Genomic DNA, 24900 nt, shown 5'->3' with positions numbered 1-24900 from the left:
TGCACCGGCATCCACACCCCATTTTAGGGCCGGTCCCGGACAGTCGAGCCGGCATGCATCGAGGTCGATTAAACCCCGACAGGTGAATCCTGCCCGTGTTCACGCCCTAAGCCTTCATATCCGACTCCGTCCCGGATTCTGACTCGGATTCTGACTCGGATTCGGCCCGCGGATCCATCTCCAGGACCTCGATAGACGTTCGGGTAATGGGTACAAACTCAGTCCGTTCTGCAGCCGGAACCGCCGGATCTGCTCCGATACGATAGCGGGTATAGCTCGCGAGCAAGAGCAGAAACACCGCCAATAAGATCGGGAAGCTGGTCGTACCCAAGCCATACATTAGGGCACCAATTAACAGCGGACCCAACGTGGCGCCAATGCCATTTAACAACAGCAAGCCTTGAGTAGCCGCCATAGTATTGCCTTCGCTCATTCGGTCATGGGTCTGAGCTACGCTCAGGGCATAGAGCGCGAAGGAGAGTCCACCGTAGATCACGGCGATCGGGCTGAGCCACAAGCCGCCGCGACCGCTCATGATAAACATCAACAGCGCGAACGCGGCCGCACCGATGCACACCCAAAACAGCACCAGGCGACGGTCATAACGGTCTGAGAGGCTACCGATAGGCCACTGCAATAGGGCGCCACCGATAATGGTTGAGGCGATAAAACTGGCCACTTCGCTGTCGCTCAGGCCAATATCGAGCGCATAAACCGCCGACAGACCCCAAAACGAGCCGGTAATTAGGCCGGAGCTCAACGCACCCCAAGCACCGACATGGGATATTTTGAACAGCTCAAGCAGTGGCATCTTGGTGATGCTGGCCAAGACCGGCTGATGTACCCGGGTCAGCGCCAAGGGTATAAGACCCAAACAGAACAGCATGGCGACCATGGCAAAGCTGCCCAGTTGATCGGCACCATAGATGATAATTAAAAATTGACCGGCGCCTAAGGCACCCAGGGATACCATCATATAGACAGCGAATACCTGGCCTCGGCGGTGGTTGATTTGCTCGTTCAGCCAGCTCTCGATCACCATATAGAGGCCGATCATGCAGATGCCGTGGATCAGTCGCAATAGGCCCCAGAACCAAGGATCGATAACCATACCATGGAGCAATGAGACAACCGCGGCAGCGGCGGACAGGGCCGTAAAGGTGCGAATATGGCCGATGCGGGTGATCAGTGGCGGGCACCATTGACTGCCAACAATATAACCGAAATAAAAGGCCGCCATAATCAGACCAATGGTAATATCTGAAAAGCCCTCAGCACTGGCCCGTAAGCCTAGTAGAGTGCCCAGAAGACCTGAGCCGGAGAGCAAGATACCCATACCAAGGAGTAAGCTTGTGACCGAATAGATAGCCCGTATCAAATTATTTTCTCCAGAAAAACTAACATCAATCTAATCCACCGATTCGACACGGTATTTTTTACCCGGTATTTCTACCGGGAGCTTGCCCGGAACCCCATCTGAACTGTTTGCCAACAGACTCAACGGAAGCCCCGTTTTAAGCGCTACAAACGACCCCTAAGCTAACCGGAATATCGGTACTGCCTGTTAGACTATTTCAGCGGCAGCTTATATACGCTAGGCGCCGGCCCAGGTCAAGTTAATTCTTACAGACCTGTAAAGTCGCCCTAGCTGGGCCGGTTAGCTGAAACGTTAAGTGCGCCTGAACCAAGCTGTGTGAAAATAGGGTGTGCGCATAAGGCAGGCAAAACTGAGTCCTCATATGCGCTTGCAATCGAGTTGAAACTGGGACCTTCTTTGCGCCGTTTTGGCCGTCTTAGGCTCGGAAAATCGCATCTAAATGTGCGGATCGATTACAATGGCGGACAAAATCCAACAAGTAGAACTTATATGTCGACGCAAATATTATTGGAAACCCGCAGTGGCGGTGTCTGTGAACTGTGCAAAAGCACCGCCGGTCTTGCTGGTTTTTTAGTCGAGGGCGGTAACGATCTCGGTGCCGACGCCAGTGTGCTGCTCTGCAACGCCTGCTTAGATCAGGCATCCGGTGCGCTAGAAAAAGACCCTCGCCATTTCATGTGCCTCAATGAAAGTATGTGGAGCCAGACCCCCGCCGTTCAGGTCTTGGCCTGGCGGTTGTTGCAGGAATTATCCAGTGAGTCTTGGGCCCAGAGCGCCTTGGATATGCTCTATCTAGACGATGAGCTGATGGCCTGGGCCAAGGCCGGACTGGTCGATGACAGTGCCGAGGTGACGCGTGACAGCAACGGAGTCGTGTTGCAGTCTGGCGATACGGTCACGCTGATCAAAGATTTGGACGTTAAGGGTGCCGGCTTTACCGCTAAACGCGGCACGATGGTGCGCGGCATCACCCTTACGGATAACCCAAAGCATATTGAAGGCAAGGTCAATGGCACCCGTATTGTCTTAGTCGCGGCCTTTCTGAAAAAAGCCTAATAAACCCACCGGCTCGGTGAATAGGCGCGCGCCCATCTTCTAAACGCCAAAGCCCGATATATGAGTCTTAAAGAGCTGGCCCTGGAATAGCGGCTTGAGCTGTTGTTGGCGCGCACTGGCGGCGCCATAGCAGACCATCAGCGGCAGTAGATGTTCTTCTCTGGGGTGACAGAAACGAGCCTCCGGTGCCTCGAGCCAATGATGTAAGCCATACTCCGCCGCGTCAGGGTTGCTGGCCAGGGTCTGATTGAGCCAGACATCGAAGACTTTGCTCTTGGCCGTTGCTTGAGTGTCGCCGCCACCGAAGGCGCGCATATTGTGAAACGATAGACCCGAACCGACTAATAGGGCGCCCTGATCGACAAAGGGCGCCAGCGCCTGACCAATGCGGATATGCACTGCTGGGTCTAAACTCGGGTGCAAGCTCATCTGTATCACGGGGATATCGGCATCTGGATACATCAGCATAAGCGGTACGAAGGTACCGTGATCGAACCCCCGCTCGGCATCTTCGACCGCTGAAATTGCGTCGGCCTGAAGCGCCGCGACAATGGCCTGAGCCAGTTTGGGCGCACCAACGGCTGGGTAACGGTATTGGTAGGTATGGGCGGGAAACCCGGCGTAGTCGAATAACATGCCCGGTTGCGCCGCGCTTGAGACACGAATCGGATTGGCTTCCCAATGCGCGGTAACCAGGATAATGGCGCTAGGGCGTTTCAATTGACCACCGACCTGGCGTAAAAAGGCTGTTAATGGACGGTGTTCGGCATCGTCCATCAATGGCAGCGGTCCGCCGCCATGCGGCACGAAGATGATGGATCCGTTACTGATTTCAGTGCTCATTACCGGTTTTGGCCCAGATGATTTTGTAACCAGTCTAGTCATTCCGACCGCCCAGGGTTAGCAAAAAATACTGAGGATGTCGTTCAGTTGATCTGACCCTTCTAGCTCCCTGCCATGGTAGTAGCCCCGCCATAAGGTCCGACCTGCTGGCTAGAGCCCATTCCACTCGATTAACTCAATGTTAACCAACGAACGGCTGAGGTTTTGTAGGCTAAACTCGCTCAGACCAAAGCCGGGTCTAGTGCCATCGACCTGCGTGACGGCGCGCCAATGATACATCTGGCCATCCAATTGGTAATCCGCCTCGCAGGTTTCGAACGGCGGCGCGGCTCGGCACACCAGGTTGGTCTCCAGCAACTGAGTGGGTGGGTTTTCCGCTCCGAGCAGGGGCTCTTCGGTGAGGTCGCGTACCAGAGTCAACGGTCGGCTGTTGTACACCAACAGTTGGTCAACCAAGGAGAGGGTCTGGTCGGTCTTGTAGTTAGGACATTCGGCCTGGTCTTGCCACGTCAGTGTCACCGTGGTGCTCGGCGCGCGGGATGAGTTTTGGGTTAGGCTCAGAGTCTGACTGTCGGTCTGCTCTAAACGCAGGGTAAACAGTTCGTCGACCAAGCTGACCTGGTAGGTAAGCTGCTCGCCGGCGGCCATATCTATGGGCGGCAGACAGCTAGCAGACTGGGTCGATTCGTCTAAGGGTAAGCAACTGCTGAGGGTCAATAGGCCCATCATCAGCACCAGCGATGCGAAAAAGGTTGCCATGTTGTTTCTCCTGAAAAATAACTCAGCTGTAAAGGGCCCATAATATGCCGCGCCTTTTACAGCCGTTCTGTGTGCGGCATCGCACATTCGTCAGCTTAATCGAGTGTGCAATGCCGCATCGATCAACGGATGGTGAGCGGATGTAACAGGGAGACAAAATTATTGCTTTCGCTGCTTTCCGGAATGCTGCCGGTCGGGTCCACCACATAGCCGATATAATAGGTTCCCGGTCTTAGGCCAGTTGGAACGGTAAAACGTTTGTCCGCAGTGGCATAGCTGCCCGATGGCATATTCCAGCCTGCACCCCCTAGGTAAGTATCGCCGGTGGAGATATAATTATTGGTCGACAAATAGAAGCGAATGCTCGGCGTTTCGCCTTGGGTGCCCAGGTTTTCAAGGGTGTATTCCAAATCATATTGGCTGCCACGATTGAGGCTGGTGACCCAAGAGCCGGAGGTGTTGCGCACCCGATTAAAGCTCGAGGCACCGCCGCCGGTATTATAGAAACGCGAGACCGAGACATCGCGCTCTGTCGTGCTGTCTGGGTAGAGTAGACGCAAGCCCCAACGGTCATCGGCATGGGGTTCGACGGTGTTGTAATGACCGATCGGCCCGCCATTGAAATAGTAGGTATTCATGGTGTCCGGTCGACCGTCGTAGTGCAGCAAACCCAAGGCATGACCGAGTTCATGCATCATGACCAGCTCAAAGTTATAGGGTGATCCGGTGTTGGAGCCGGTAAAGTCGCCCAAGGTCCAGGCATAGCGGGTGTTGATGCCGATATCGGCCTCGTCATAACCGTACCGGGTCCCAAACAGCCAATAGCAGGTTAGCCGAGAGCGGGTCACGCCAAGGTAGGAGTCCGATGGCTTGTATTCGAAATAGACTTCGTTGCGACCATTGGAACTGTTGTGACTGCCGTCGGTATCGCGGCCGACATAAAAGCGGAAGTTACTGCCGCGAATGGCATTCCACTCGGCCATCTTATATTGGGTCCGCAGGTCCCATTGGGAACCGATGGGGAAGGAGGTGGTGGACAAATACATGTTGGTCCAATCGCTGCGCCAGATCTGTTTGTTGCCGTTGCAAGTGCGCCATGCGGCGGCATTTGCAGTCATCGCCAGCGCGGCCAAGGAGGCTATTAGCGCGCCGGAAAGCATTAACTGAGTTCGTTTTTTCATGGTGAGAGTCCTTGTTAGTGTCTGTCTGCTCTTATTCAGAATCGGTCAACTGATTGGCTTCCGGTTCGGCCAGCGGTAATACCGGTCGTGCTTGCGGATCCGCCAGGGTCTGCCGGTTCAGTGTTCGCGTTCCGGCCAGTTGGGCATCCCGTTCGGTCGCCACCAAAGTGCTAAGCGCCGGCAAGCTAAACAGGTCCTTGAGGCTTACTTGGGTCGCAATCGACCCGCCATGAACGTGCAGTTGTTGGGCCTTGCGTTCTTGGATCATGGACACAAAGTTACGCACATCGACCGGGGCATAGGCGCGCGGGCGTTGCATCAGCGCAGCCCTATTGGTGGCCACTGAACGGTGCACTAAGCGGTCCAGGCCGCCATCAGAACTGAGCAGCTGCACGCCCTCGGCAGACTGTTGCTCGGCCGTTGCGCCGGCAGCAAGCAATTGGCCGCGGGCCATTAAACCCTGTGCCGTTTCGGTAATAAGATCGGCACCCTGAAAACCAACGATCGGCTCTTGCTGGGCGGTGAGCACCTCTTGGCGGCCGTTGACCTTGAAGACGCCCTGACTGAAGCCGACGAAGGGCATGTCCGCGACGCCATTATGGCTGACAAAGACCACTAGGCTGTCTCCCAGACTGAACTCTGGCGCACCGTGGGTGAGTAAGGTTTGTTCGCCGACCTGGCGCTGTTGTTTGTCCAGTTGCGCAACGGTGCCGCCTTTAAACCTCAGGCTGACCGCCTTGGCGATGGGTGTTGAGCCCGCGGCCGTGATCCGCGCCGCATCGCGCAAAATTAGGGTGGTGTAGATGTCGCCATTGGCTGCTTGGTTAGCGTCCATCTGGGTGACCACGCCAGTCAGGACATGCTGGCTGGTGTCGATCAACTGATTGAAATCCTGATACAGCACAGTCGTGGCCTGCGCCGTGCCGAATAGCAGGCCAAACAGCAAGCCAAACAGGGTGACGCTTATCGAGATTAATCTCATGGCATTTTCTCCTTTGCTTTTTTATCAACTTTAAAAAGTTTCAGTGCCGGCAAAGGACGAGTCATCAAACGGAGCGGGGAACAGCGCACTGCACCCAGAGCGGGGCAGGCAACGTAAGCGTGGGCTAAGGCCAAAATACAACAAACGACATTCAGAAAACCTATCCCAGAGTTGGACCGTTTTTCGTGAGCAATCCTTTGAAGCCAAACCATTATAAGAGTGTGCGTCCGGTATTTTGAGAAGGTGATCTAAAACTTCTGAACTCTATTGTCCATTTTGGACTATGGATATTCAGTTAATTGCGCAAGCTCAATGATAGTTACGTGATTGCAGTTCCAGTTCGCCGAGGACGTGGCTGAAGCCCTTAATTTCTTGCGCGATCACATGGATCACATCGCTGTCGGGCGCCTTCTCGAGCAGGCCCTTGATGACCACCAATGTGTCGGTGGTCAGGGTGCGCAGATGCTGCTGGGCGACAGCCAGCCAGACGATGACATTGATATTGCCGGTATGGTCTTCCAGAGTGATAAAGGTAACCCCAGTCGCGGTTTTGGGCATCTGTCTGTTGGTGATCAGGCCGCTCACTACTATGGGTATTTGCACCTTGGCATCCTTGAGCCGATGGGGTTTGCGTTGCGCGGTCAGGGCCAGGTCGAGCAGTTGGTCGGCCGTTGGCGTGGCGGGCAGTAATTCCTTTTCGCGCAGCAGCTGTAATATATGTTTGCGCAGCGATAGGCCGGTACTGTTCTGATCCGCAATCAGGTTTTCAAACTCATCCGGCGCCGCCAGACTGTGGTCGTCATCCGTAAAGGCGGTGCTGAGCAGATCCTGTTGCTGATTCAGCGCGGCGGTCTGCCAACGGGCCTGAAAGCGATGCCCGCTGATCTGGGCCAAGGCATCGGCGCTGGCCAAGGCGTCCAGATCGGCGCGGCTTAGGCCGGGTACCCGTTCGAGTTGGTGAATTTGCTGGTAACCGGCGTCGGGGCGGTGCAGCAGCAAGCTCAGTCCGGCACTGGCGCGCAGTCCCTTGATGCGCCGCAGGCCGATGCGGATCGCGGTCGCGCCGGTCGCGCTGGTGGTCAGGCAACTGTCCCAGGCACTGAGGTTGAGGTCGGCCGGTAGAATGGCCACCTGATGGCGCTGAGCATCCTGCACCAGTTGCGATGCGCTGTAAAAGCCCATCGGCAAGCTATTGAGCAGGGCACAACAGAAGGCCGCCGGATAATGATATTTCAACCAGGCTGAAATATAGGCGATCAGTGCGAAGCCGGCGGCGTGCGATTCCGGAAAGCCGTATTCGCCAAAGCCTTCGATCTGCCGGTTGATGCGCTCGACATAGTCCAACGGATAGTGATTGGCGAGCATCTTGTTGGTCAGCTTTTCGCGTAAGGTTTGGATGTGCCCAGCGTTCTTCCAGCTGGCCATCGAGCGGCGTAAATCGTTCGCCTCGTCGGCGCTGAAGTCGGCCGCGACCATGGCCAAGCGAATGATCTGTTCCTGGAAAATGGGGATGCCCAGGGTACGTTCGAGCACCGGGCGCAGTTCCGGTTTGGGGTAGTCGACCGCTTCCAGTCCGCTGCGGCGCTTTAAATAGGGATGCACCATGTCGCCGTGAATTGGCCCCGGTCGAACGATGGCGACCTGGATCACCAGATCGTAATAGCAAGCCGGTTTGAGGCGCGGCAACATGTTCATTTGCGCGCGCGATTCAATCTGAAACACGCCAACCGTATCGGCCTGCTGAATCATCGCAAACACCGCCGGATCGTCGCGCGCTATATCCTGAATGCGGATCGGGGTCTGATGAAACTGGCGAATATAATCGAGTGTCTTGCGCACCGCACTCAGTATGCCTAGGGCGAGTATATCGACCTTCATCATATCGAGCGCTTCCAGGTCGTCCTTGTCCCACTGGATAACGGTGCGGTTGGCCATGCTGGCGTTCTCAATCGGCACCAGGTCGGTGATGTTCCCCTCGGTAATCACAAAGCCGCCGACATGTTGCGATAGATGGCGCGGAAAACCGCTGATCTCATCGAGCAGCTGTTTAAAGATTTCAATTTGATGCTGGGCTAACCCGAGCCCGTCGTTGACGATCTCATCGATCCAGTTGCTGGCCCGATAACGCCAGCCGTAATTGGCGATCTTCTGCTCGAGCTGCTCAATATTTATGCCCAGTGCCTTGGCAACATCGCGCAGGGCACTTTTGCGTCGGTAAGTGATTACCGTGGCGGCGAGTGCGGCGCGCTTTCGGCCATAGCGTTGGTAGATGTATTGGATGACCTCTTCGCGCCGTTCGTGTTCAAAGTCGACATCTATGTCGGGCGGATCATTGCGGCTTTCAGAGATAAAGCGTTCGAACAACAACGAGGCCTCCTGCGGGTTGACCTCGGTGATGCCCAAGACATAGCAGACGATCGAATTAGCCGCCGAGCCCCGCCCCTGACAGAGAATGCCGCGCCCCTTGGCAAAACGCACTATGTCGTAAACGGTTAAAAAATAGTGCTCGTAATTTTTCAGCCGGATCAGACCGAGCTCCTTGTCAATTACCGCGAGAATTTCCGCTCCGGCCTGCTGACCGAAGCGTTTCTGCACGCCTTGGTTGACCAGTAAGCGCAAATATTCGACCGCCGTATATTGGCCGGGCAGGGTGTCTTTCGGGTAGTTGTAGCGGATGCTGCGCAAATCGAAGTGGCACTGCTCGGCGATCTCCAGGCTGGCGGCCAACCACTCCGATGGGTAGATAGAGGCGAGTTTTTTGCGCGCGCGCAAATGGTTCTCGGCATTGGGTTTTAACAGCTGGCGCACCGACTCGATGGCTTGATTGGCGCGGATCGCGGTCAGGCAATCGTGCAACGGCTTGCGGCTGGGGCGGTGCATTAGGGCATGACTGCTGGCAACAATGGGCAGGGCGGCAGCGCGGGCGGTCTCCACTACACGGGCTATATATTCGGCGTCACCATTGGCGAGTAGATTTTCCGCTAGCAGCCAGAGGCGCTCGGCATAGTGTTGTTGCAGATGCATCAGAGTCGACTGGACATCACCGTGGCGGGGCAGGGCATAGAGCAGGATACAGTCGGATGTGCTCTGCTGGTTAAAGTCCTTCAAGTAAAGCAGATAGGCGCCCTTGTCGCTGCGCCGCCGAGCGCGGGTAATCAACTGACACAGCTGTTGGTAACCGCGTTGGTTTTTGGCCAGCAAGACCAGGTTATGGCCCTCGACATAAAACTCAGAGCCGATGATCAGTTTAATCTGGAGCGCATTTTGCTGCACGCTGCGCCAGGCGCGCACGACGCCGGCCAGCGAACATTCGTCGGTAATTGCCAAGGCGCGATAGCCCAGTTCGGCGGCTCGGCTGATCAGCTCCTGTGGGTGCGCCGCGGCACGTAGGAAACTAAAGTTGCTCAGGCAATGCAATTCTGCAAATTCGGGATCGGGTGTCGACATGGCGGCTCAGAATAAATACTGGTTATCCATACAGTATCAGATTTTCACCCCGATGCGACAGTCCCCAAGCAAGCTATTGTGCAGCGATTTGTATCCGAGGTCCTATGCTGCTCGGATCGATCGGCCCTGGATCTTAGTGCTAGCCTTAGGTCAGGGGCCCAGAGAATCATTTGACCTGTCTCGGATCTATGGCATCCTCTAGGCTAGCCAGGTCACCCTATTGAGGGCCCTCTCTATCGTCTTCCGGAAAAGTTTTTGACCATGCTAAAGCCCTGGCTACTGGCCATTCGTCCTAAAACGCTGGCCGCCTCGGTCAGCCCCATCCTGCTGGGCTCGGCCCTGGCCTATCACGATGGCCTATTACAGCCGTTGAACCTATGGTTGGCGCTAATCTGTGCCCTTTGTCTGCAGATTGCCGTCAATCTCGCCAACGACTGGTTCGATGGCCGCTCCGGGGTCGACACCGCCTTGCGTAAGGGCCCGACTCGGGTCACCCAGGCCGGGCTGATGTCGCCCTTTCAGCTTCTGCTGGGCTTGGGCCTGGTCAGTGCGCTGGCCATCGCCAGCGGCCTCTGGTTAGTCGCGCTGAGCAGCTGGGGCTTGCTGGCCTTTGGTCTGGCCGCTCTATTGGCGGTATTTGCCTATAGCGGCGGTCCCTGGCCTCTGGCTTCGCACGCCTTGGGCGAGGTGACGGTGCTGCTGTTTTTTGGCTGGTTGGCCGTGGGCGGCAGCTATTATGTGCATACCTTGCAGATCAATCCTGTGGTAATGGGCTATGGCACCGTTGCCGGCTTGATCAGTGCGGCCATTATGTTGGTCAATAATATCCGCGATATCGCCACCGACCGCCCAGCCAATAAACATACATTGGCCGTGGTGCTGGGGGATAATCGAGCGCGTCAGCTCTATGTTGGCCTGCTGATCACAGCCGTGGTCGGCCATCTGGTGATCAGCTTTCCCTTGGGTCTGGTGTCATTGATTCCGGTCTTGATGATGACGCCCTTCTTGCGCCGGTTGGTGGGCGCGATCCGCGTGCGTCAAGGTGCTGGCTTGAATCTGCAATTGGCTCAAACGGCTCAGTTGGTGCTGCTCTATTGCCTGGCCATGAGCGCGGTGCTGGTGGTGTTTTAACACGCCGGGCCAAAGTAGGGTTGGCAAGGCCGGTCAGAACGTCTAAAATCCGCGGCCGTTTTATTGCTGTGAGCGTGACCTATGTCGCTATGTGGTTTGGATTTTGGTACCTCAAACTCGACCGTGGGTGTGGTAATTGATCAGCGTGCAACCATGGTGCCGCTGGAAAAACATCCTCGCACCGGTGCGCTGGAGACGACCCTGCCGAGCGCACTGTTTTTTGATTTCGAAGGCGATAACATCAGTTTCGGTCGTCATGCCATTGAGGACTATACGCGCGGTGATTTTGGTCGGCTGATGCGCTCGATGAAAAGCATCCTCGGCTCTCGTCAAATGGACGATGGCACCCAGATTAAAAACAAGCTCTATACCTTTAATGACATCATCGGCTTCTTTATGCAAAGCCTGAAACAGCGCGCCGAACAGTTTTCCAATCAGGCGCTGGAGTCGGTGGTCTTGGGCCGGCCGGTGCACTTTAACGATCACCATCCCGATCTCGATGCCGCTGCGGAAGCCCGGCTGAGCGAGATCGCCCGGGCGGTTGGTTTTAAAAACATTTCCTTTCAGTTTGAACCCATAGCCGCCGCTTACGACTACGAACAGACCGTGGATCGGGAAGAGATTGCCTTGATTATCGATATAGGCGGCGGAACCTCTGACTTTACCCTGATCAAGCTGTCTAAGGCCAACCGCGAGAAGACCGATCGACAGGCCGATTTACTGGCCAATCACGGCATTCATATAGGCGGCACCGACTTCGATCGCCACTTGAGCTTGGCAACGGTGATGCCGCACTTTGGCTTAGGCGTGCCCTACAAGGACAAACCCAATCTGGCCATGCCGATTCACTATTATGTCGATCTGGGTACCTGGCATCGTATCCACTCTCTCTATGACCCCAAGGTGTTGCGCGATCTGGCCGACTTGCGGCTGAATATGGCGCAACCGGACGCCATCGCACGGCTGATTCAGTTGCTCAAACAGAAGGACGGGCATCGCTTGGCCGGGCAGGTGGAACAGGCCAAGATCGATCTGGCCGATCGGCAGGAAACACAGATTGACTTGAGTTTTTTAAACCGCGACTCAGGCTCTGGCGACGTCCTGGCCCATCCGGTCAACCGGGCCCGACTCGATGCGGCGATTCAGTCCGATGTCGATCGAGTCTTTGCCGCCGTAGCGGAAACCCTGGCGCAGGCCGGTATCGGCAAGGGTGCTATCAATACCATCTTTACCACCGGCGGTTCGACCGCCTTGCCCTCGGTTCGGGCGTTAATTCAAAGCCAATTTCCGGACGCCAACTGGGTCAGCGGGGATCTCTTTAACAGCGTCGGTAAGGGCCTGGTATTGGAAGCTCAGCGGCGCTATTGATGCCTGCGGCCTAGGGCTAGGCCGCGAAGTCGGCCAGAACCGCGAGAAACGCCGCGCCATACTGTTCGCGTTTCTTGTCACCAATGCCGGCGATGCTGCCCAGTGCCGCCAACGACTGAGGCCGGACGCTGAGCATCTGTTGCAGGGTGGCATCGTGAAAAATCACATAGGGCGGTACCTTCTGTGCCTTAGCGATGGCCGATCGGCACGCTCTAAGGGCATCCCAGAGGGCGCTGTCGGCGGCCGGAATGTCGACGCTGGTGCGTGACTTACCGGGTCGGGTGGTTTTGCTTGGCGCCTTGTCGAGGCGCAACTCGATCCGACTCTCACCCTTGAGCAGGGCGCGACTGGGTTCAGCCAATTGCAGCTGGCCGTATTCATCCAAGACATTGATCAAACCGCGCGCCACCAATTGGCGATACACCGACCGCCATTGGGTGTCGCTGAGATCCTGGCCGATGGCAAAGGTCGAGACCTGATCGTGGCGAAACTGGCGCACTTTGTCGGTATTTTTACCGCGCAGCACATCGATCAGATGGCCCACACCAAAGCGCTGACCGGTGCGAAAGACACAACTGAGCGCTTTGCGACTGGCGTCGGTGCCATCCCAGGTTGCTACCGGGCTCAGGCAGTTGTCGCAGTTGCCACAGGGCTCGGGCAGTCGGTCACCAAAGTAGCGCAACAGCACCTGGCGTCGGCAGCTGGTGATCTCGGCCAAGCCGAGCATGGCGTTCAACTTCTGCTGCTCCAGCCGTTTAAACTGTTCATCGCCGTCCGAGCCGGCCATCATCTGCTTAAGCTTAATCACATCCTCAAGGCCATAGACCATCCAGGCGGTGGCGGCCTGACCGTCACGTCCGGCTCGGCCGGTTTCCTGATAATAGGCTTCGACACTCTTGGGCAGATCCAGGTGGGCGACAAAGCGCACATCGGGTTTGTCGATGCCCATGCCAAAGGCGATGGTGGCGACGATAATCACCGCCTCTTCGGTGAGAAAGCGGCGCTGATTTGTTTGCCGTACTGTCGCATCTAGGCCGGCATGGTAGGGCAGGGCATTAAAGCCCTGCTGCTGCAACCAGAGCGCCGTGGCTTCAACCTTTTTGCGCGACAAACAATAGACGATGCCGGCATGCTCGGCATGTTCTTGGCGAATAAAGTCGAGCAGTTGATCCTTGGGTTTGAGCTTTTGGCTGATCCGATAATCGATATTGGGTCGGTCGAAACTGCTGATAAAGGTGCGCGCATTGCCCAGTTGCAGGCGCTCGATAATTTCGGCCCGAGTGCGCTCATCGGCGGTGGCGGTCAGGGCGATGCGCGGAATGGTCGGGAAGCGTTCATGCAGCAGGCTGAGCTTGAGATAGTCGGAACGGAAGTCATGGCCCCATTGCGACACGCAATGGGCCTCATCGATGGCGAACAGTGAGATCTGCAGCTGGGCCAGCCACGTTAGGGTTTGCGCCTGGGTCAGTCGTTCTGGCGCTATATAGAGAATATCGATATCGCCGGCCACGGCGCGACGCTCAATCTCGGCGTTATGGCCCGGCGGCATGGTCGAGTTCAGGCAGGCGGCGCGTACGCCGGATTGGCACAGGGCATCGACCTGGTCTTGCATCAGCGCAATGAGTGGCGAAATAACGATGCCGATGCCCGGTCGTGCCAGCGCCGGAATTTGAAAACAGAGCGACTTACCACCGCCGGTGGGCATCAACACAAAGGCATCGCCGCCGCCGAGCAGCGTCTCGATGACCTCCCCCTGCGGTGGGCGGAAGGCGGTATAGCCAAATACCTGATTCAGAATTTGCGTCGCGTCCTGCATTTTCAATGGGCTCCTGGGGTCGATGTGCCGGGCAATATAGCCTGTCTGGACGCTGACGACCAGCCTGTCAGGCCCGGCTTTGGGCACTGCGTGACAGGCGTCAAGCAAACAGACCGTGCAAAAACCACCCGCCATCGTCGCGCCGAAACAGCCAGACGCGCTGCTGGCCCTGTTGGCCAATGTAGTAGTCGCGTCGAACCCGGCCATTATCCCACCAGCCCCCTTCGATGCGCTCCGGACCGCTGATCAGCTGGTATTCCTGGACCCGAATGGCCTTCGGTTCGGGCAAGAGTAGGCTTGGCCACTGGCGCATAAACTGTGCGCTGCGCGTGCTGTGGGAATTTTGCAGCTGACTGGCCACCTCCGGGCGAGGGTCGGCTTCGGCCTTTAGGGTCTGCACCCGGTCTTCGCCGAGTCGGGCCAATAACAGAGCATGCATCCGATCGGCATCGCCCTGCAGATAGCGATCGCCAACCAGATCGGCGTTTTCCGCCTGCATGGGTAAAAAGCCCTTGGCGCGCAGGGTTAGGCTGACCACCGGATCGATCAGCTGGGTCTGATCAAGCTGCAGCTGCAGTAAGGCTAGCCAGTCGCTTTGCCGGTAACAGCCGCGCACCGAGGGTATCGTTAACAGACTCCTGCGGCCGTCACGGTGCGCCAACCTAATCAGTAACTTTTCACACACCCGCTGACGCGAGAGCAGATAGGCTTCGAGGTTTAACAACGCGCGGCGCAACGGAAACAGCAGACCGCGCGCCTGTTCGGCGTCATAGTTGAGATGCATCACCTGCGCAAAACGCTCGGGCAGCTTAAAACTGACCGGCGGTCGGTTGTCGGTTTCCAAGCGCTGCAGGCGTTCAATCAGGTCTATGCCAAAGCGATAACCAAGCTCCTTGCGCGGCGTGCTCTTGAGCTGACCGTATTGGCGAATGCCCATGGCTTGCAGTTTATCGACCAATGGCGCCGGCAAGCCGAGCTGTGCCACTGTCAGCTGGAGCAGGTTTTGTTGCAGAACCTCGATGTCGTCGCTGCACAGGCCAAGTCCGGCCTCGGCGAGAATACGCGCCGCCGAGGGCGTATGGCCGGTCGACATACGGTATTCGAAGCCGCTGCTGTCGAGGCGCTGAGTCAAGTCGTGCCAATAGGCATCTAGGCCGGCAAAGAGCGGCAGCATGGAACCGACTTCGAGCAGTAAGCCCTGAGGTGGCAATAGGCTGATTTGCGCCGCCTGATGGTAGCAGAGCAGGGCCAGTTGGTTGAGTGACTCGCCTTCTAAATGGCTGTCATAGTCGGCGATGGCGCAGTCGGCGAGCAAGCAAAAGGCGGTCTTCTTGTTCATGCCGACCCTTACACCCTGGCTGACGGCGGCGGCGTTGCATTGCGCGATGGTGTGCTGACCGGGAATCAGCAGCAGTTGCGGCAGCGGTCGCGGGTCGGCCATAAACTGCGCTTCTAGGGCTAGGCGCGGAAAGTGAATATGCAGCCAGAGCATGTTAGCAACCGACCCGATTGAGCGGCAGGCTGATCTGTAGATCATTGACCGGCCAGCCGGCCCGGCGTTTGATGATATTAATCCGGCCCTGGGCGTTAATCGCCAGGCGCAACGACGCGACGCTGGGCTGATTTTCAAATTGGCTCGGTCGGAGCATAAAGACTGCCACCCGGGCGCTTTCGGCGGCCAGCTGGATGCGCCGCATCAAGGCCTTGTCGAGCTGCGTCAACCAGACCACGGCGGCTTGGCAGCCGCCACTCTGAAGGCTTTTTTCCAGGCTGTGGCAGACATCGACCGGCCGGCTGGTATGGGCCAGCAATAGGCGCCGGGTATTAAAACCCCAATGCTGTAGGGCGGGGACACAGGGTGGCAAGGGCACATTTAACCAGAGTTGCCAGCGCTCGTCCTGCTGGCTTAATCGGGCCAAGGCCGGCAGCAGCAGGCGCAACTCGCCGCAGCCGAGCTCAGGGTAGAGGATCTCTGTCACAGCCCCTAAGGGCCAGCCATGACCCGGCAGCAGGGCATCCAGCTCGGCATAGCCGCTGCTTATGGCGGCGACGGTCGTTTCCCGTGCGTCCCGCGCGGTCCAGATCCGACCCTGTTCGGTCAGGGTGTCTACTAAGCTCACGCGAGGAAACTCATGGCGCATGCCTTTTGCTGTATGGATATACAGTATAGCGAAGCGCGATTGATTTGCCAGAGAATAAAAAGGTTGCATTCATCTTGATTAAATATACAGTTGTATATTATTTACTTGAGACCGGCCCATGACTGAACTACTGCCGCGCTATAGCGCCCTAGAAGAATGGGCCAACAGCCTGACCCACGGTATCGGAACCGTCCTAGCGATCGTTGGTCTGGTGGTGCTGTTGATGGTGACGATCCCAACCGAGGATCCATGGCAGGTGGTCAGTGCCAGTATCTATGGTACGACTCTGGTGTTTATGTTTTTGGCCTCGACCCTCTACCATGCCATTCAGCCCGCGCCGATCCGCAAGGTACTGCGTCAGATCGACCATCTCGCGATTCTGTATCTCATCGCCGGTTCCTATACCCCCTTTACCCTGATCAATCTCAGGGGCGTCTGGGGTTGGTCGCTGTTTGGTGTAGTTTGGGGTTTGACCCTGATCGGTACCGTGCTGCAGCTGTCGCCGGCACGCAAGATTAAGGCGCTGATGGTAACGCTCTATTTGCTAATGGGTTGGGCGGTACTCGTTGCCATTAAGCCGTTAATCGCCAATATGGCGCCACAGGGTCTTACCCTGTTGGTTGCTGGCGGCCTAGCCTACAGCGGCGGAGTGGTGTTCTATGTTAATAAACGCATTCCCTTGAACCACGCCATTTGGCATCTCTTTGTCCTCGCCGGTGCCACGCTGCACTATTTTGCTATCCTGTTTTATGCCTTCTGAGTACCATTCGCCGTTCGAACGGCCGCACCCCTAACGCAATCTAAGGATTGGCTGACCTTGAGTTGGCCAATCCTTATCGCTCTACGCCAGAAGAGGGATCGCTTTTCTCGGCCATTAGCATTAGAGTGAAAAATAAAACTATGACGGCAACCAAACTCTACGATCTCGATCGAAAACGGCATTATTGGCAACGTAACTCTGGGCTCTGGCTGTTAGCGGCCGTGCTGGCCGTGGGGGCCTTGTCGAGCCTGTTCGAAATAGGCTATCGCCAGGGCTATGAGCGGATTCTCGAGCAAGCCCAACGCCAGGCTGACTATGAGTTGGCGTTGCAGGTCCAGATATTAGAGAGTCGCTTGGAAAAGTATCGGCTCTTGCCCGTGCTCATCGGCCGGCATGGCGATCAGCGCAATTGGTTGCCCGATCTAGTGGATGGCAATGTCGGCAGCGTCTGGCTGCGTCAGGTGCGCTATCTCAGTGGTGCACAGAATGTCCTGCTGCTGGCAAAGGATGGCCGTATCATTGCTTCAGCGCAGGATGCCGAGGCCTCATTGCCTGCCCTTGAACTGGGTAAGTTGGCCCAGGCCCCGGCTCAGGGGGTGTTGGGCCGGCAATATATCTATGTCGACCAGGAGACCCAACTGTACGGGTTCTCATCGGATTTACAGATCAATGGGACTGCCCGGGGCGTATTGGTGTTCCTGCTTGATCTGGCCCCGGTGTTTCAATCCTGGACGCTATCGGCCTCGGACATCATTGCCCAAGACGCCAATCAACTGATTACCCTGTCGAGCGAACAGCAATGGATTGGCCAGCGGGCCGACCAAATTGATTTTTTCACCGACCAGACCGCTTATGCCCGTGCGGAAATGGCAGTGAACACCATCGGTTGGCATGTTGCGGTCTACGAACCGGTCGATGAGACCGCGCTGATCCGACAAACCCTGCTCAGCGCGGTGGTCTTGTGCATGCTTATTATCATGATATTCATTTTGTTGATCCGCCGCCGTGAGCAGCAAATTAAGACGGTGTTGCGCGATAAGATTTACGCCGCCGAACTGGAGCGGCAGATCAAACACCGCACCGTTGAGTTGCAGGCGGCCAACCTGCATTTGACCCAAGAAGTGCACGATCGACGTCTGGCCGAGCAACAGCTCAAAACCACCCAACAGGAATTGATTCACTCCGCAAAATTGGCCGCGATCGGCCAGATGAGCACCACCCTAAGCCACGAATATAACCAGCCCCTAGCCACCATGCGGACCTATGCCGAGAACGCTTTGCGCCTGCTCAAACTCGATAAGATTGCCACCGCCGAGGACAATCTGCAGCGCATTATCGCCCAGACCGATCGGCTCGGAAACCTGTCAAAGGTGCTAATGTCCTTTGCGCGCAAGCCGGCCAGCGGCTTTACCCGGGTTGATCTGAATGCCTGTGTCGAGGAGGCCATTATGTTGGTCCAACCGCGTAATAAGAATCGCGCCATTGCCCTGACCCATCAGGTCGGTGAGGGTTACTATGTGCTCGGCAATGGCGTGCAAATTAGTCAAATTCTGCTTAACTTGCTGACCAATGCCATCGACGCCATTCAGGGGCAAACGCCCGGACCGGAACGCGATAGTATCACCCTGAGAGCGGCCCTAGACGGCGATCGGCTGACCCTGACCATCGAAGATTCCGGCCCGGGCATCGACACCGATTTGGCGGCCGTGGTGTTCGAACCCTTTATGACCACGAAAGAATCAGGCCAAGGGTTGGGCCTGGGTTTGTCGGTGGTTAAGGACATTGTCAACGACCATCAGGGCGAACTGCGGCTGTCCACTGCTGCCGCCGGTGGCGCGCGCTTCGATATCAGCTTGCAACGTTGGTCGAATGATTCACACTCACCGGACCACGCACAAGGACCCCTTACGCATGACCGATAGCCTAACCGAATTGCAGTTGTCGGCCACCATTTGGCTGATCGATGATGATGACGATCTTTTGCATGCCTTACAGCAGGGCCTGGAGTTGGACGGCTTTACCGTAGAGTCCAACCTGAGCGCCACCGAGGTGCTGAATCGACTCTCCAGTGACGCCTATGGGGTGGTGATTAGCGATATTTTGATGCCCGATATGAACGGCATGGACTTGCTGCAAAAGGTTATGGATATAGATGTCGCCCTGCCAACCATCCTGATGACCGGTCATGGTGATGTACCGCTGGCCGTGGAAGCGATTCGCAAGGGCGCCTACGATTTTCTGGAAAAGCCCTTTTCGATGCAACAACTCTCCCAGGTCCTTAAACGGGCCTTGGAAAAGCGCCGCCTGGTCTTGGAAAACCGCAGTCTGCGCGAGACCATCGATGACCACGATCCGATCAGCCAACGTCTGGTGGGGCGTTCTGAGGGTATTGTCTATCTGCGTGAGCAGATCAACGCGCTATCAGATACCAATGTCGACTGCCTGATTATCGGTGAGACTGGCTCTGGTAAAGAGGTGGTGGCGCGTGCCATTCACGATTTCTCCAACCGCAAACACCAACCCTTTGTCGCGATCAACTGTGCCGCAGTGCCGATCGATCTGATCGAGAGCGAACTGTTTGGCCATGAGGCCGGAGCCTTTACCGGTGCGACCAAAAAACGCATTGGCAAGCTGGAGTATGCTCAGGGTGGCACAGTCTTTTTGGATGAAATCGACTCCATGCCGATGGATTTACAGGCCAAGATACTGCGCGCCATCGAGCAACGCACCATCGAGCCGCTCGGTTCCAATAAGACCATTGCCTTGGACATCACCATTATTGCCGCCACCAAGGAAGACTTGGAAACGCTGTCGAGCGACCATCGGTTCCGCCTCGACCTTTATTACCGGCTCAATGTCATCACTTTTAAAATTCCCCCACTGCGCGATCGGCGTGAAGACATTGCCTTGCTGTTCTTTCATCTGGCGCGCATCGCGCGCAGTAAGTATCGGCGTGAAATCCCGACCCTGTCACCGGCGCTGGTGGAACAGCTCACCCATTATGCCTGGCCGGGTAATGTCCGCGAATTGCGCAATTACGCCGATCGCTTTGTCTTGGGTATGTGGAACGGTTTTGTCCAAGAAACGACAACATCGAGCCATGTCGGCGACCTGGCTTCGCGCCTTAGCAGTTTTGAAAAAACGGTTATAGAACAAGAATTGATGCGCCATGGCGGTTCCCTAAAACTAACCTATACTGCGCTTGGTCTGTCGCGTAAGGGCTTGTACGATAAGATAAAACGACTCAAGATTCAGATCAAGGATCTGGCCGACGACGAACTCGATGGGTAGCAAGCTACCCGCCTGAGTGAGGTTTGTGGGTAACCAACTACCCATTGACAGGCCTTTCGGTCGCCGATTGAACTCGGCCTGACCTGCTAGGTGGGTCTCTGCGTCCAATTGGTGGCAGTTGGCATTGCCTTTGCAAACTCAATATCAGTCTCTAATGAGACAGGTACGTAAAATTAAAAAAACAATAAGGGTACAAGATATGCGCAAACTAACATCTCTGATCACGGCCATCACCTTAACATCCGTTGCGTCACTGGCCGCGGCCAGTTGTGAGCCGGGTGAAATAGTTGCCAAGCTTAGCCATGTAACCGGCGGCACCACTCACCCTAAGGTCGTTGCAGCGAATAACTTTGCTGAGCAGATCAATAAAGAATTAGACGGCAAGCTCTGCGTCGAAGTGTTTCCAAACAGCACCCTGTTCGGCGACAGCAAAGAATTGGAAGCCCTGTTATTGGGTGATGTCCAGATGCTAGCTCCGTCCTTGTCAAAATTCGGCTCATATACTGAAAAATTTGGCGTGTTCGATTTACCCTTCGTGTTTAAAGATATCGACGCGGCAATTCGCTTCACCGAGTCTAAGTCGGGCCGTGGTCTGTTGAATGAAATGGAAGGCGTTGGTTTTGTCGGTCTGGGTTATTGGATGTCGGGCATGAAATATTTCTCCGCCAACAAAGCGCTGATCTTACCGACGGATGCCGCCGGTCTGAAATTCCGTGTGCAAACCTCTGACGTTGCCAAGGCGATGATTAAAGCTATGGATGCTTCACCGCAACCAATGGCTTTTGCTGAAGTATACGGTGCCTTGCAGACGGGCGTTGTTGACGGCCAAGAAAACACTTGGTCTAACGTTTACACTAAGAAATTCTACGAAGTTCAGGACAGCACAACAGAAACCAATCACCAGTTGCTGGCATACCTGTTCATGACCTCTACTGAATTCTTGGATAGCCTGGACGCTGACGTACGTGCAACGTTTTTACGCATTGCAAACGAAGTTACCCTTCAGGCTAACCTAGCCGTTAAGGACGCTGAAGCGACCAACCGTCAGAATATCCTCAACGCTGGTGGCAAGATCAACGTCCTAAACGCCACGCAACGTGAAGCTTGGGTGAATGCGATGAAGCCAGTTTGGAAGCAATTTGAGAAGCAAATTGGCGCCGATCTGATCAGTGCAGCGGCTGGCTCTTAAGTAGCAGCCTAGTCTCTGACGAGAGGCAGTCGTTCGTACTGCCTCATTTTTACTGCTTTTATAAACCTTGTTGAGGAACCGGTCATGACTGGTTATTGGCCCCATTTTTTCCTGTTTGTTTTGGTCGCGGTAATCTGGTTACTAGAACTGCGTTACTACAAACTGATACACCATATAGAAGAACACCTATTAATTACCATTATTGCGTCAATTATGGCCGTATCCTTCGGCCAGGTGATTGCGCGGTATGGCTTCAACACCGGTTGGTCGGCGGCATTGGAATTTAACACCATAATGTTTTCCTGGCTGGTCCTGTTTGGCATGAGCTATGGCATTAAGACTAATCTCCACTTGGGTGTCGACATTGTCTTGAAGGCTTTGCCGAAACGACTGGAAAAAGTTCTCAGCCTGTTTGGCGCTGTCTGTGTCATCCTTTATGGCATGATCTTGCTCGATTCCACCTGGTTACGGGCATTGGGTTTCGATGTCAGCGGCGGAGCTCTGGAATACTGGAGTAAGTTTTACAAATTTGGTATCGGTGTCGATGAATTGCGTTACCCGGTCTGGGCGCAAGAACTGTTCGGCCTGCAAAACCGATTGCACAAATGGCTGGTGTTACTCGCGCTACCCATCGGTTTAGCCCTGCTTATGTTGCGTGGCACTCAAGCCTTTGTCGATATTGCGATCGGTAAGCGAGCGGCCCTGATCAGTGCACATGAAGCTGAAGACTTGGTCAAAGAAAATAAAAACCTATTAGCTGACTGAGGTCACCATGGATTCTCTGATTTTATTTGGCATGGTATTAACCCTGCTATTTTTGGGCGTGCCAGTGGGTATATCCCTCGGCCTGTCTTCGATCTTTTTTGTCGCCTTTATCTCACAGGATTCGTTATCGTCTATCGCGATTACCCTGTTTGGTACCGGTACACACTACACCTTGCTGGCCATTCCGTTTTTCGTCTTGGCCTCGGCCTTTATGTCGACCGGCGGGGTTGCCAAGCGGCTGATTGACTTCGCCATCGCCTCCGTCGGTCACTTTCGTGGCGGCTTGGCCATGGCCTCGGTCTTGGCCTGTATGATGTTCGCGGCGCTGTCCGGATCGTCACCGGCGACCGTGGTGGCCATTGGCTCTATAGCCATTGTCGGTATGCGTCAGGTCGGCTATTCGAAAGAATTTGCCGCCGGGGTTATCGCCAATGCCGGCACCTTAGGCATCCTGATTCCGCCTTCGATCGTGATGGTGGTTTACGCCGCAGCGACCGACGTTTCGGTCGGTCGGATGTTCTTAGCGGGTGTGATTCCAGGTCTAATCGCCGGTTTGATGTTGATGCTTGCCATCTATGTTGTGGCACGCAAGAAGAACCTGCCGTCTGAACCGTGGCACGGTGTGGTGCACTGGCTCCATGCCGCCAAAGAAGCCGGTTGGGGCCTGTTCTTGGTGGTAATTATCATGGGCGGTATCTACGGTGGCGTCTTTACGCCGACCGAGGCGGCCATTGTAGCGGCGATTTACTCTATGCTGGTGGCCATCTTTATCTACCGAGACATGGGCCCGTTGAAGGATTCGCCTTGGGTCATGGCGACTGATGCGCCCCAGGCCCAGGTCGGTTTCCGTGCCACGGTCTATGGTGTTTCGTTCTTCTTGGTGTCCTCAATCCTGACCTTCTTTGTGGTCGGTACCAGCGACAATGGTTTCGAACCCGGACATTGGACCTTCATTATCGTGTTCAGCCTACTCAGTTGTGCTGCGTATCTATATTGGCGCATCCAACAGGGCCAAAGTAAGCGACAGGCATTGCTGCAAGCCTTGTCTATCTGGGGTCGTAATATATCCCTGATCGTGCGTAACTTTATCCCCGGCATGTTTGGTGGCCAGGCTCGTCTGACGATCCTGGACGGCACCAAAACCACGGTGATGTTGATGTTTATCATCGCTAACGCCCTATTGTTCGCCCATACCTTATCGGCTGAACGCATCCCGCAGATGATTACCGAATGGATGTTGGGTATCGGCTTTAACTGGTTTACCTTCCTGATCGCGGTCAATATTCTGTTGTTAATCGGTGGCCAGTTTATGGAGCCATCGGGCTTGTTGGTTATCGTTGCACCGGTGGTGTTTCCAATCGCCATGGCATTGGGGATCGATCCGATTCACCTAGGGATTATCATGGTGGTGAACATGGAAATCGGTATGATCACGCCACCGATTGGTCTCAATCTATTTGTCACCTCCGGGATCACCGGCATGAGCCTGTCGCGGGTCGTCAAGGCGGCTATGCCCTTTATGCTCGTGTTGATGGTGTTCCTGGTGATCGTCACCTATATTCCGGCCATCTCAACCTGGTTGCCCTATCTGGTTATGGGTCCAGAGATCATCCTACGGTAAAGCAGACTCGACCGTAGCCGACTCATTAACGGTTGCAGTCAATAAGATAAAGCGCGTCCTAAGGGGCGTGTTTTTTTTGACTGCAATAGATGGGATCAGGCTTCTGGTCGATCAGCCACGATGTTCGTTGGATAAGATGATGGTGCAAGCTTTACTCGGGGGATAATGTGCCTGGCCATGCTCCGGTTTGTCGGCCCAAACGCTTTGCCGGCGAAGGGCCCTAACATATGGGCCGTATTCAGTGCCCCGCTAGAGGATGTCTGCTAAGGCCTCATCGAGACGTTGATACCGAAATTGGAAACCAGCCTGTTCTATTTTGACCGGTAACACCCGCTTACCGGATAAGAGCAGCTCTTCGCCCATCTGGCCCATTAGCAGCTCGATCATCATAGCCGGCATAGTGAGCAGAGTAGGCCGGTGCAAGGCATGGCCTAATGCCTTGGTAAAGTCGGCATTGGTCACCGGCTGGGGCGCGGTGGCGTTAATCGGGCCTGTTAAGCTTTCATCTGCTATACAGTGGGCGATTAACGCCACCATGTCGTGCAGGTGTATCCACGGCATCCACTGCGTTCCTGTGCCAATTTTGCCGCCTAAACCAAGCTTGAACGGGAGGATCATCTTACTCAGGGCACCACCATTTTTGCCCAGAACGATCCCAGTGCGCAGTAGGCAGGTCCGGATACCCATGGGCTCGGCCTGCAAGGCGCAGGCTTCCCACGCGCTGCAAAGCTGACTGGAAAAACTGTTATCCGCAGTACCTTGCTCATCAATAGACTCGGCGGTAGAGCCGACACCATAGTAGCCAATTGCAGAACCGCTGATAAACAGAGCTGGTTTAGATTCGCTAGTGGCAAAGTAGTCAATGATTTCTTGGGTAGTGTTGAGGCGACTGTCCGTAATCCGCTGTTGCTGGGCTATCGACCAACGTTTATCGGCAATGGGCTCTCCGGCTAGGTTGATCACAACATCAAAGGTCTCCGCGGGGTTGAGTTGAGCAAGACTGCTAATACCCCTAATTGCGCCCTTGATTCGTTCCGGATGGCGAGTCTTGACGACTAGATCGTGGTTTTGCCGGGACAGCAGGCCACAGAGTTCGGTGCCGATAAAGCCGGTTGCACCGGTTATTAGAATATTCATGCGCTTGGGCCTCGTGGTGGGCAGTCGCTTTGGTG

The 24900-nt window shown here is 55.5% G+C and carries 19 protein-coding genes; 9 read left to right on the top strand and 10 right to left on the bottom strand.

Annotated elements, in window-relative coordinates; translation table 11 throughout:
- Positions 1-106: 106 nt before the first annotated feature.
- Positions 107-1378, bottom strand: coding sequence for an MFS transporter (locus REIFOR_RS11710; protein ID WP_227003670.1), 1272 nt, complete (start codon positions 1376-1378; stop codon positions 107-109).
- 489 nt (positions 1379-1867) lie between these two features.
- Here REIFOR_RS11710 and REIFOR_RS11705 point away from each other — a divergent pair, with 489 nt between their 5' ends.
- Positions 1868-2434: a PhnA domain-containing protein gene (locus tag REIFOR_RS11705; protein WP_100257736.1), complete on the top strand. Its 567-nt coding sequence runs from the start codon at positions 1868-1870 to the stop codon at positions 2432-2434.
- Between the two features lie 39 nt (positions 2435-2473).
- Here REIFOR_RS11705 and REIFOR_RS11700 read toward each other — a convergent pair whose 3' ends face one another.
- The 5 genes from REIFOR_RS11700 to REIFOR_RS11680 all read right to left on the bottom strand — a co-directional run bounded on the left by REIFOR_RS11700 (position 2474) and on the right by REIFOR_RS11680 (position 9646).
- On the bottom strand, positions 2474-3277 hold the full coding sequence (locus REIFOR_RS11700) for a DODA-type extradiol aromatic ring-opening family dioxygenase (protein ID WP_100257735.1): 804 nt from the start codon (positions 3275-3277) through the stop codon (positions 2474-2476).
- Positions 3278-3427: 150 nt separating this feature from the next.
- Positions 3428-4036 carry a hypothetical protein gene (locus REIFOR_RS11695; RefSeq protein WP_100257734.1) on the bottom strand — a complete coding sequence of 203 codons (609 nt, stop codon included), beginning with the start codon at positions 4034-4036 and terminating at the stop codon, positions 3428-3430.
- 122 nt (positions 4037-4158) lie between these two features.
- Entirely contained in the window at positions 4159-5217 is a 1059-nt protein-coding gene (locus REIFOR_RS11690) for a CARDB domain-containing protein (protein ID WP_100257733.1), read from the bottom strand.
- A gap of 31 nt (positions 5218-5248) precedes the next feature.
- On the bottom strand, positions 5249-6199 hold the full coding sequence (locus tag REIFOR_RS11685) for a hypothetical protein (protein ID WP_100257732.1): 951 nt from the start codon (positions 6197-6199) through the stop codon (positions 5249-5251).
- 309 nt (positions 6200-6508) lie between these two features.
- Positions 6509-9646: an error-prone DNA polymerase gene (locus REIFOR_RS11680; protein ID WP_100257731.1), complete on the bottom strand. Its 3138-nt coding sequence runs from the start codon at positions 9644-9646 to the stop codon at positions 6509-6511.
- A gap of 261 nt (positions 9647-9907) precedes the next feature.
- Between REIFOR_RS11680 and menA the strand changes: the two genes are divergently transcribed.
- Both menA and REIFOR_RS11665 read left to right on the top strand, forming a co-directional pair.
- Positions 9908-10777 carry a 1,4-dihydroxy-2-naphthoate octaprenyltransferase gene (menA, locus tag REIFOR_RS11670; RefSeq protein WP_100257729.1) on the top strand — a complete coding sequence of 290 codons (870 nt, stop codon included), beginning with the start codon at positions 9908-9910 and terminating at the stop codon, positions 10775-10777.
- 81 nt (positions 10778-10858) lie between these two features.
- Positions 10859-12145 (top strand): Hsp70 family protein, encoded by a 1287-nt coding sequence (locus REIFOR_RS11665; protein WP_100257728.1) that lies wholly within the window; start codon positions 10859-10861, stop codon positions 12143-12145.
- Between the two features lie 16 nt (positions 12146-12161).
- On the opposite strand, the gene recQ is transcribed toward REIFOR_RS11665, so the two are convergent.
- The 3 genes from recQ to imuA all read right to left on the bottom strand — a co-directional run bounded on the left by recQ (position 12162) and on the right by imuA (position 16081).
- Positions 12162-13961, bottom strand: a complete 1800-nt coding sequence (gene recQ / locus REIFOR_RS11660; RefSeq protein WP_100257727.1) for a DNA helicase RecQ — start codon at positions 13959-13961, stop codon at positions 12162-12164.
- A gap of 100 nt (positions 13962-14061) precedes the next feature.
- Positions 14062-15453 carry a Y-family DNA polymerase gene (locus REIFOR_RS11655; RefSeq protein ID WP_100257726.1) on the bottom strand — a complete coding sequence of 464 codons (1392 nt, stop codon included), beginning with the start codon at positions 15451-15453 and terminating at the stop codon, positions 14062-14064.
- Between the two features lies 1 nt (position 15454).
- Complete coding sequence (imuA, locus tag REIFOR_RS11650; RefSeq protein WP_158524371.1) at positions 15455-16081, bottom strand: translesion DNA synthesis-associated protein ImuA; 627 nt, start codon at positions 16079-16081, stop codon at positions 15455-15457.
- A gap of 139 nt (positions 16082-16220) precedes the next feature.
- On the opposite strand from imuA, the gene trhA reads away from it, so the two are divergent.
- The 6 genes from trhA to REIFOR_RS11620 all read left to right on the top strand — a co-directional run bounded on the left by trhA (position 16221) and on the right by REIFOR_RS11620 (position 23728).
- Positions 16221-16862 carry a PAQR family membrane homeostasis protein TrhA gene (gene trhA, locus REIFOR_RS11645; RefSeq protein ID WP_100257724.1) on the top strand — a complete coding sequence of 214 codons (642 nt, stop codon included), beginning with the start codon at positions 16221-16223 and terminating at the stop codon, positions 16860-16862.
- Positions 16863-17002: 140 nt separating this feature from the next.
- Positions 17003-18784, top strand: a complete 1782-nt coding sequence (locus REIFOR_RS11640; protein ID WP_100257723.1) for a sensor histidine kinase — start codon at positions 17003-17005, stop codon at positions 18782-18784.
- The gene (locus tag REIFOR_RS11635) at positions 18774-20153 is read left to right on the top strand and encodes a sigma-54-dependent transcriptional regulator (RefSeq protein WP_100257722.1); all 1380 of its coding nucleotides are present in this window, start codon (positions 18774-18776) and stop codon (positions 20151-20153) included. The genes REIFOR_RS11640 and REIFOR_RS11635 overlap by 11 nt, the downstream gene beginning before the upstream one ends.
- A gap of 199 nt (positions 20154-20352) precedes the next feature.
- Positions 20353-21342: a DctP family TRAP transporter solute-binding subunit gene (locus REIFOR_RS11630; protein WP_100257721.1), complete on the top strand. Its 990-nt coding sequence runs from the start codon at positions 20353-20355 to the stop codon at positions 21340-21342.
- Positions 21343-21426: 84 nt separating this feature from the next.
- Entirely contained in the window at positions 21427-22107 is a 681-nt protein-coding gene (locus REIFOR_RS11625; protein WP_100257720.1) for a TRAP transporter small permease, read from the top strand.
- 7 nt (positions 22108-22114) lie between these two features.
- Positions 22115-23728, top strand: a complete 1614-nt coding sequence (locus REIFOR_RS11620) for a TRAP transporter large permease (protein WP_100257719.1) — start codon at positions 22115-22117, stop codon at positions 23726-23728.
- Between the two features lie 249 nt (positions 23729-23977).
- Here REIFOR_RS11620 and REIFOR_RS11615 read toward each other — a convergent pair whose 3' ends face one another.
- The gene (locus tag REIFOR_RS11615) at positions 23978-24865 is read right to left on the bottom strand and encodes a TIGR01777 family oxidoreductase (RefSeq protein WP_100257718.1); all 888 of its coding nucleotides are present in this window, start codon (positions 24863-24865) and stop codon (positions 23978-23980) included.
- Positions 24866-24900 lie beyond the last annotated feature (35 nt).

The sequence above is a fragment of the Reinekea forsetii genome (genome assembly GCF_002795845.1).
Lineage (GTDB): Bacteria > Pseudomonadota > Gammaproteobacteria > Pseudomonadales > Natronospirillaceae > Reinekea > Reinekea forsetii.
This window is presented reverse-complemented; position numbering and strand designations above follow the sequence as displayed.

Coding starts and splice junctions, on each gene's coding strand:
- REIFOR_RS11705 (WP_100257736.1), top strand. CDS start 1,868: ATGTCGACGCAAATATTATTGGAAACCCGCAGTGGCGGTGTCTGTGAA.
- REIFOR_RS11700 (WP_100257735.1), bottom strand. CDS start 3,277: ATGAGCACTGAAATCAGTAACGGATCCATCATCTTCGTGCCGCATGGC.
- REIFOR_RS11695 (WP_100257734.1), bottom strand. CDS start 4,036: ATGGCAACCTTTTTCGCATCGCTGGTGCTGATGATGGGCCTATTGACC.
- REIFOR_RS11690 (WP_100257733.1), bottom strand. CDS start 5,217: ATGAAAAAACGAACTCAGTTAATGCTTTCCGGCGCGCTAATAGCCTCC.
- REIFOR_RS11685 (WP_100257732.1), bottom strand. CDS start 6,199: ATGAGATTAATCTCGATAAGCGTCACCCTGTTTGGCTTGCTGTTTGGC.
- REIFOR_RS11680 (WP_100257731.1), bottom strand. CDS start 9,646: ATGTCGACACCCGATCCCGAATTTGCAGAATTGCATTGCCTGAGCAAC.
- menA (WP_100257729.1), top strand. CDS start 9,908: ATGCTAAAGCCCTGGCTACTGGCCATTCGTCCTAAAACGCTGGCCGCC.
- REIFOR_RS11665 (WP_100257728.1), top strand. CDS start 10,859: ATGTCGCTATGTGGTTTGGATTTTGGTACCTCAAACTCGACCGTGGGT.
- recQ (WP_100257727.1), bottom strand. CDS start 13,961: ATGCAGGACGCGACGCAAATTCTGAATCAGGTATTTGGCTATACCGCC.
- REIFOR_RS11655 (WP_100257726.1), bottom strand. CDS start 15,453: ATGCTCTGGCTGCATATTCACTTTCCGCGCCTAGCCCTAGAAGCGCAG.
- trhA (WP_100257724.1), top strand. CDS start 16,221: ATGACTGAACTACTGCCGCGCTATAGCGCCCTAGAAGAATGGGCCAAC.
- REIFOR_RS11640 (WP_100257723.1), top strand. CDS start 17,003: ATGACGGCAACCAAACTCTACGATCTCGATCGAAAACGGCATTATTGG.
- REIFOR_RS11635 (WP_100257722.1), top strand. CDS start 18,774: ATGACCGATAGCCTAACCGAATTGCAGTTGTCGGCCACCATTTGGCTG.
- REIFOR_RS11630 (WP_100257721.1), top strand. CDS start 20,353: ATGCGCAAACTAACATCTCTGATCACGGCCATCACCTTAACATCCGTT.
- REIFOR_RS11625 (WP_100257720.1), top strand. CDS start 21,427: ATGACTGGTTATTGGCCCCATTTTTTCCTGTTTGTTTTGGTCGCGGTA.
- REIFOR_RS11620 (WP_100257719.1), top strand. CDS start 22,115: ATGGATTCTCTGATTTTATTTGGCATGGTATTAACCCTGCTATTTTTG.
- REIFOR_RS11615 (WP_100257718.1), bottom strand. CDS start 24,865: ATGAATATTCTAATAACCGGTGCAACCGGCTTTATCGGCACCGAACTC.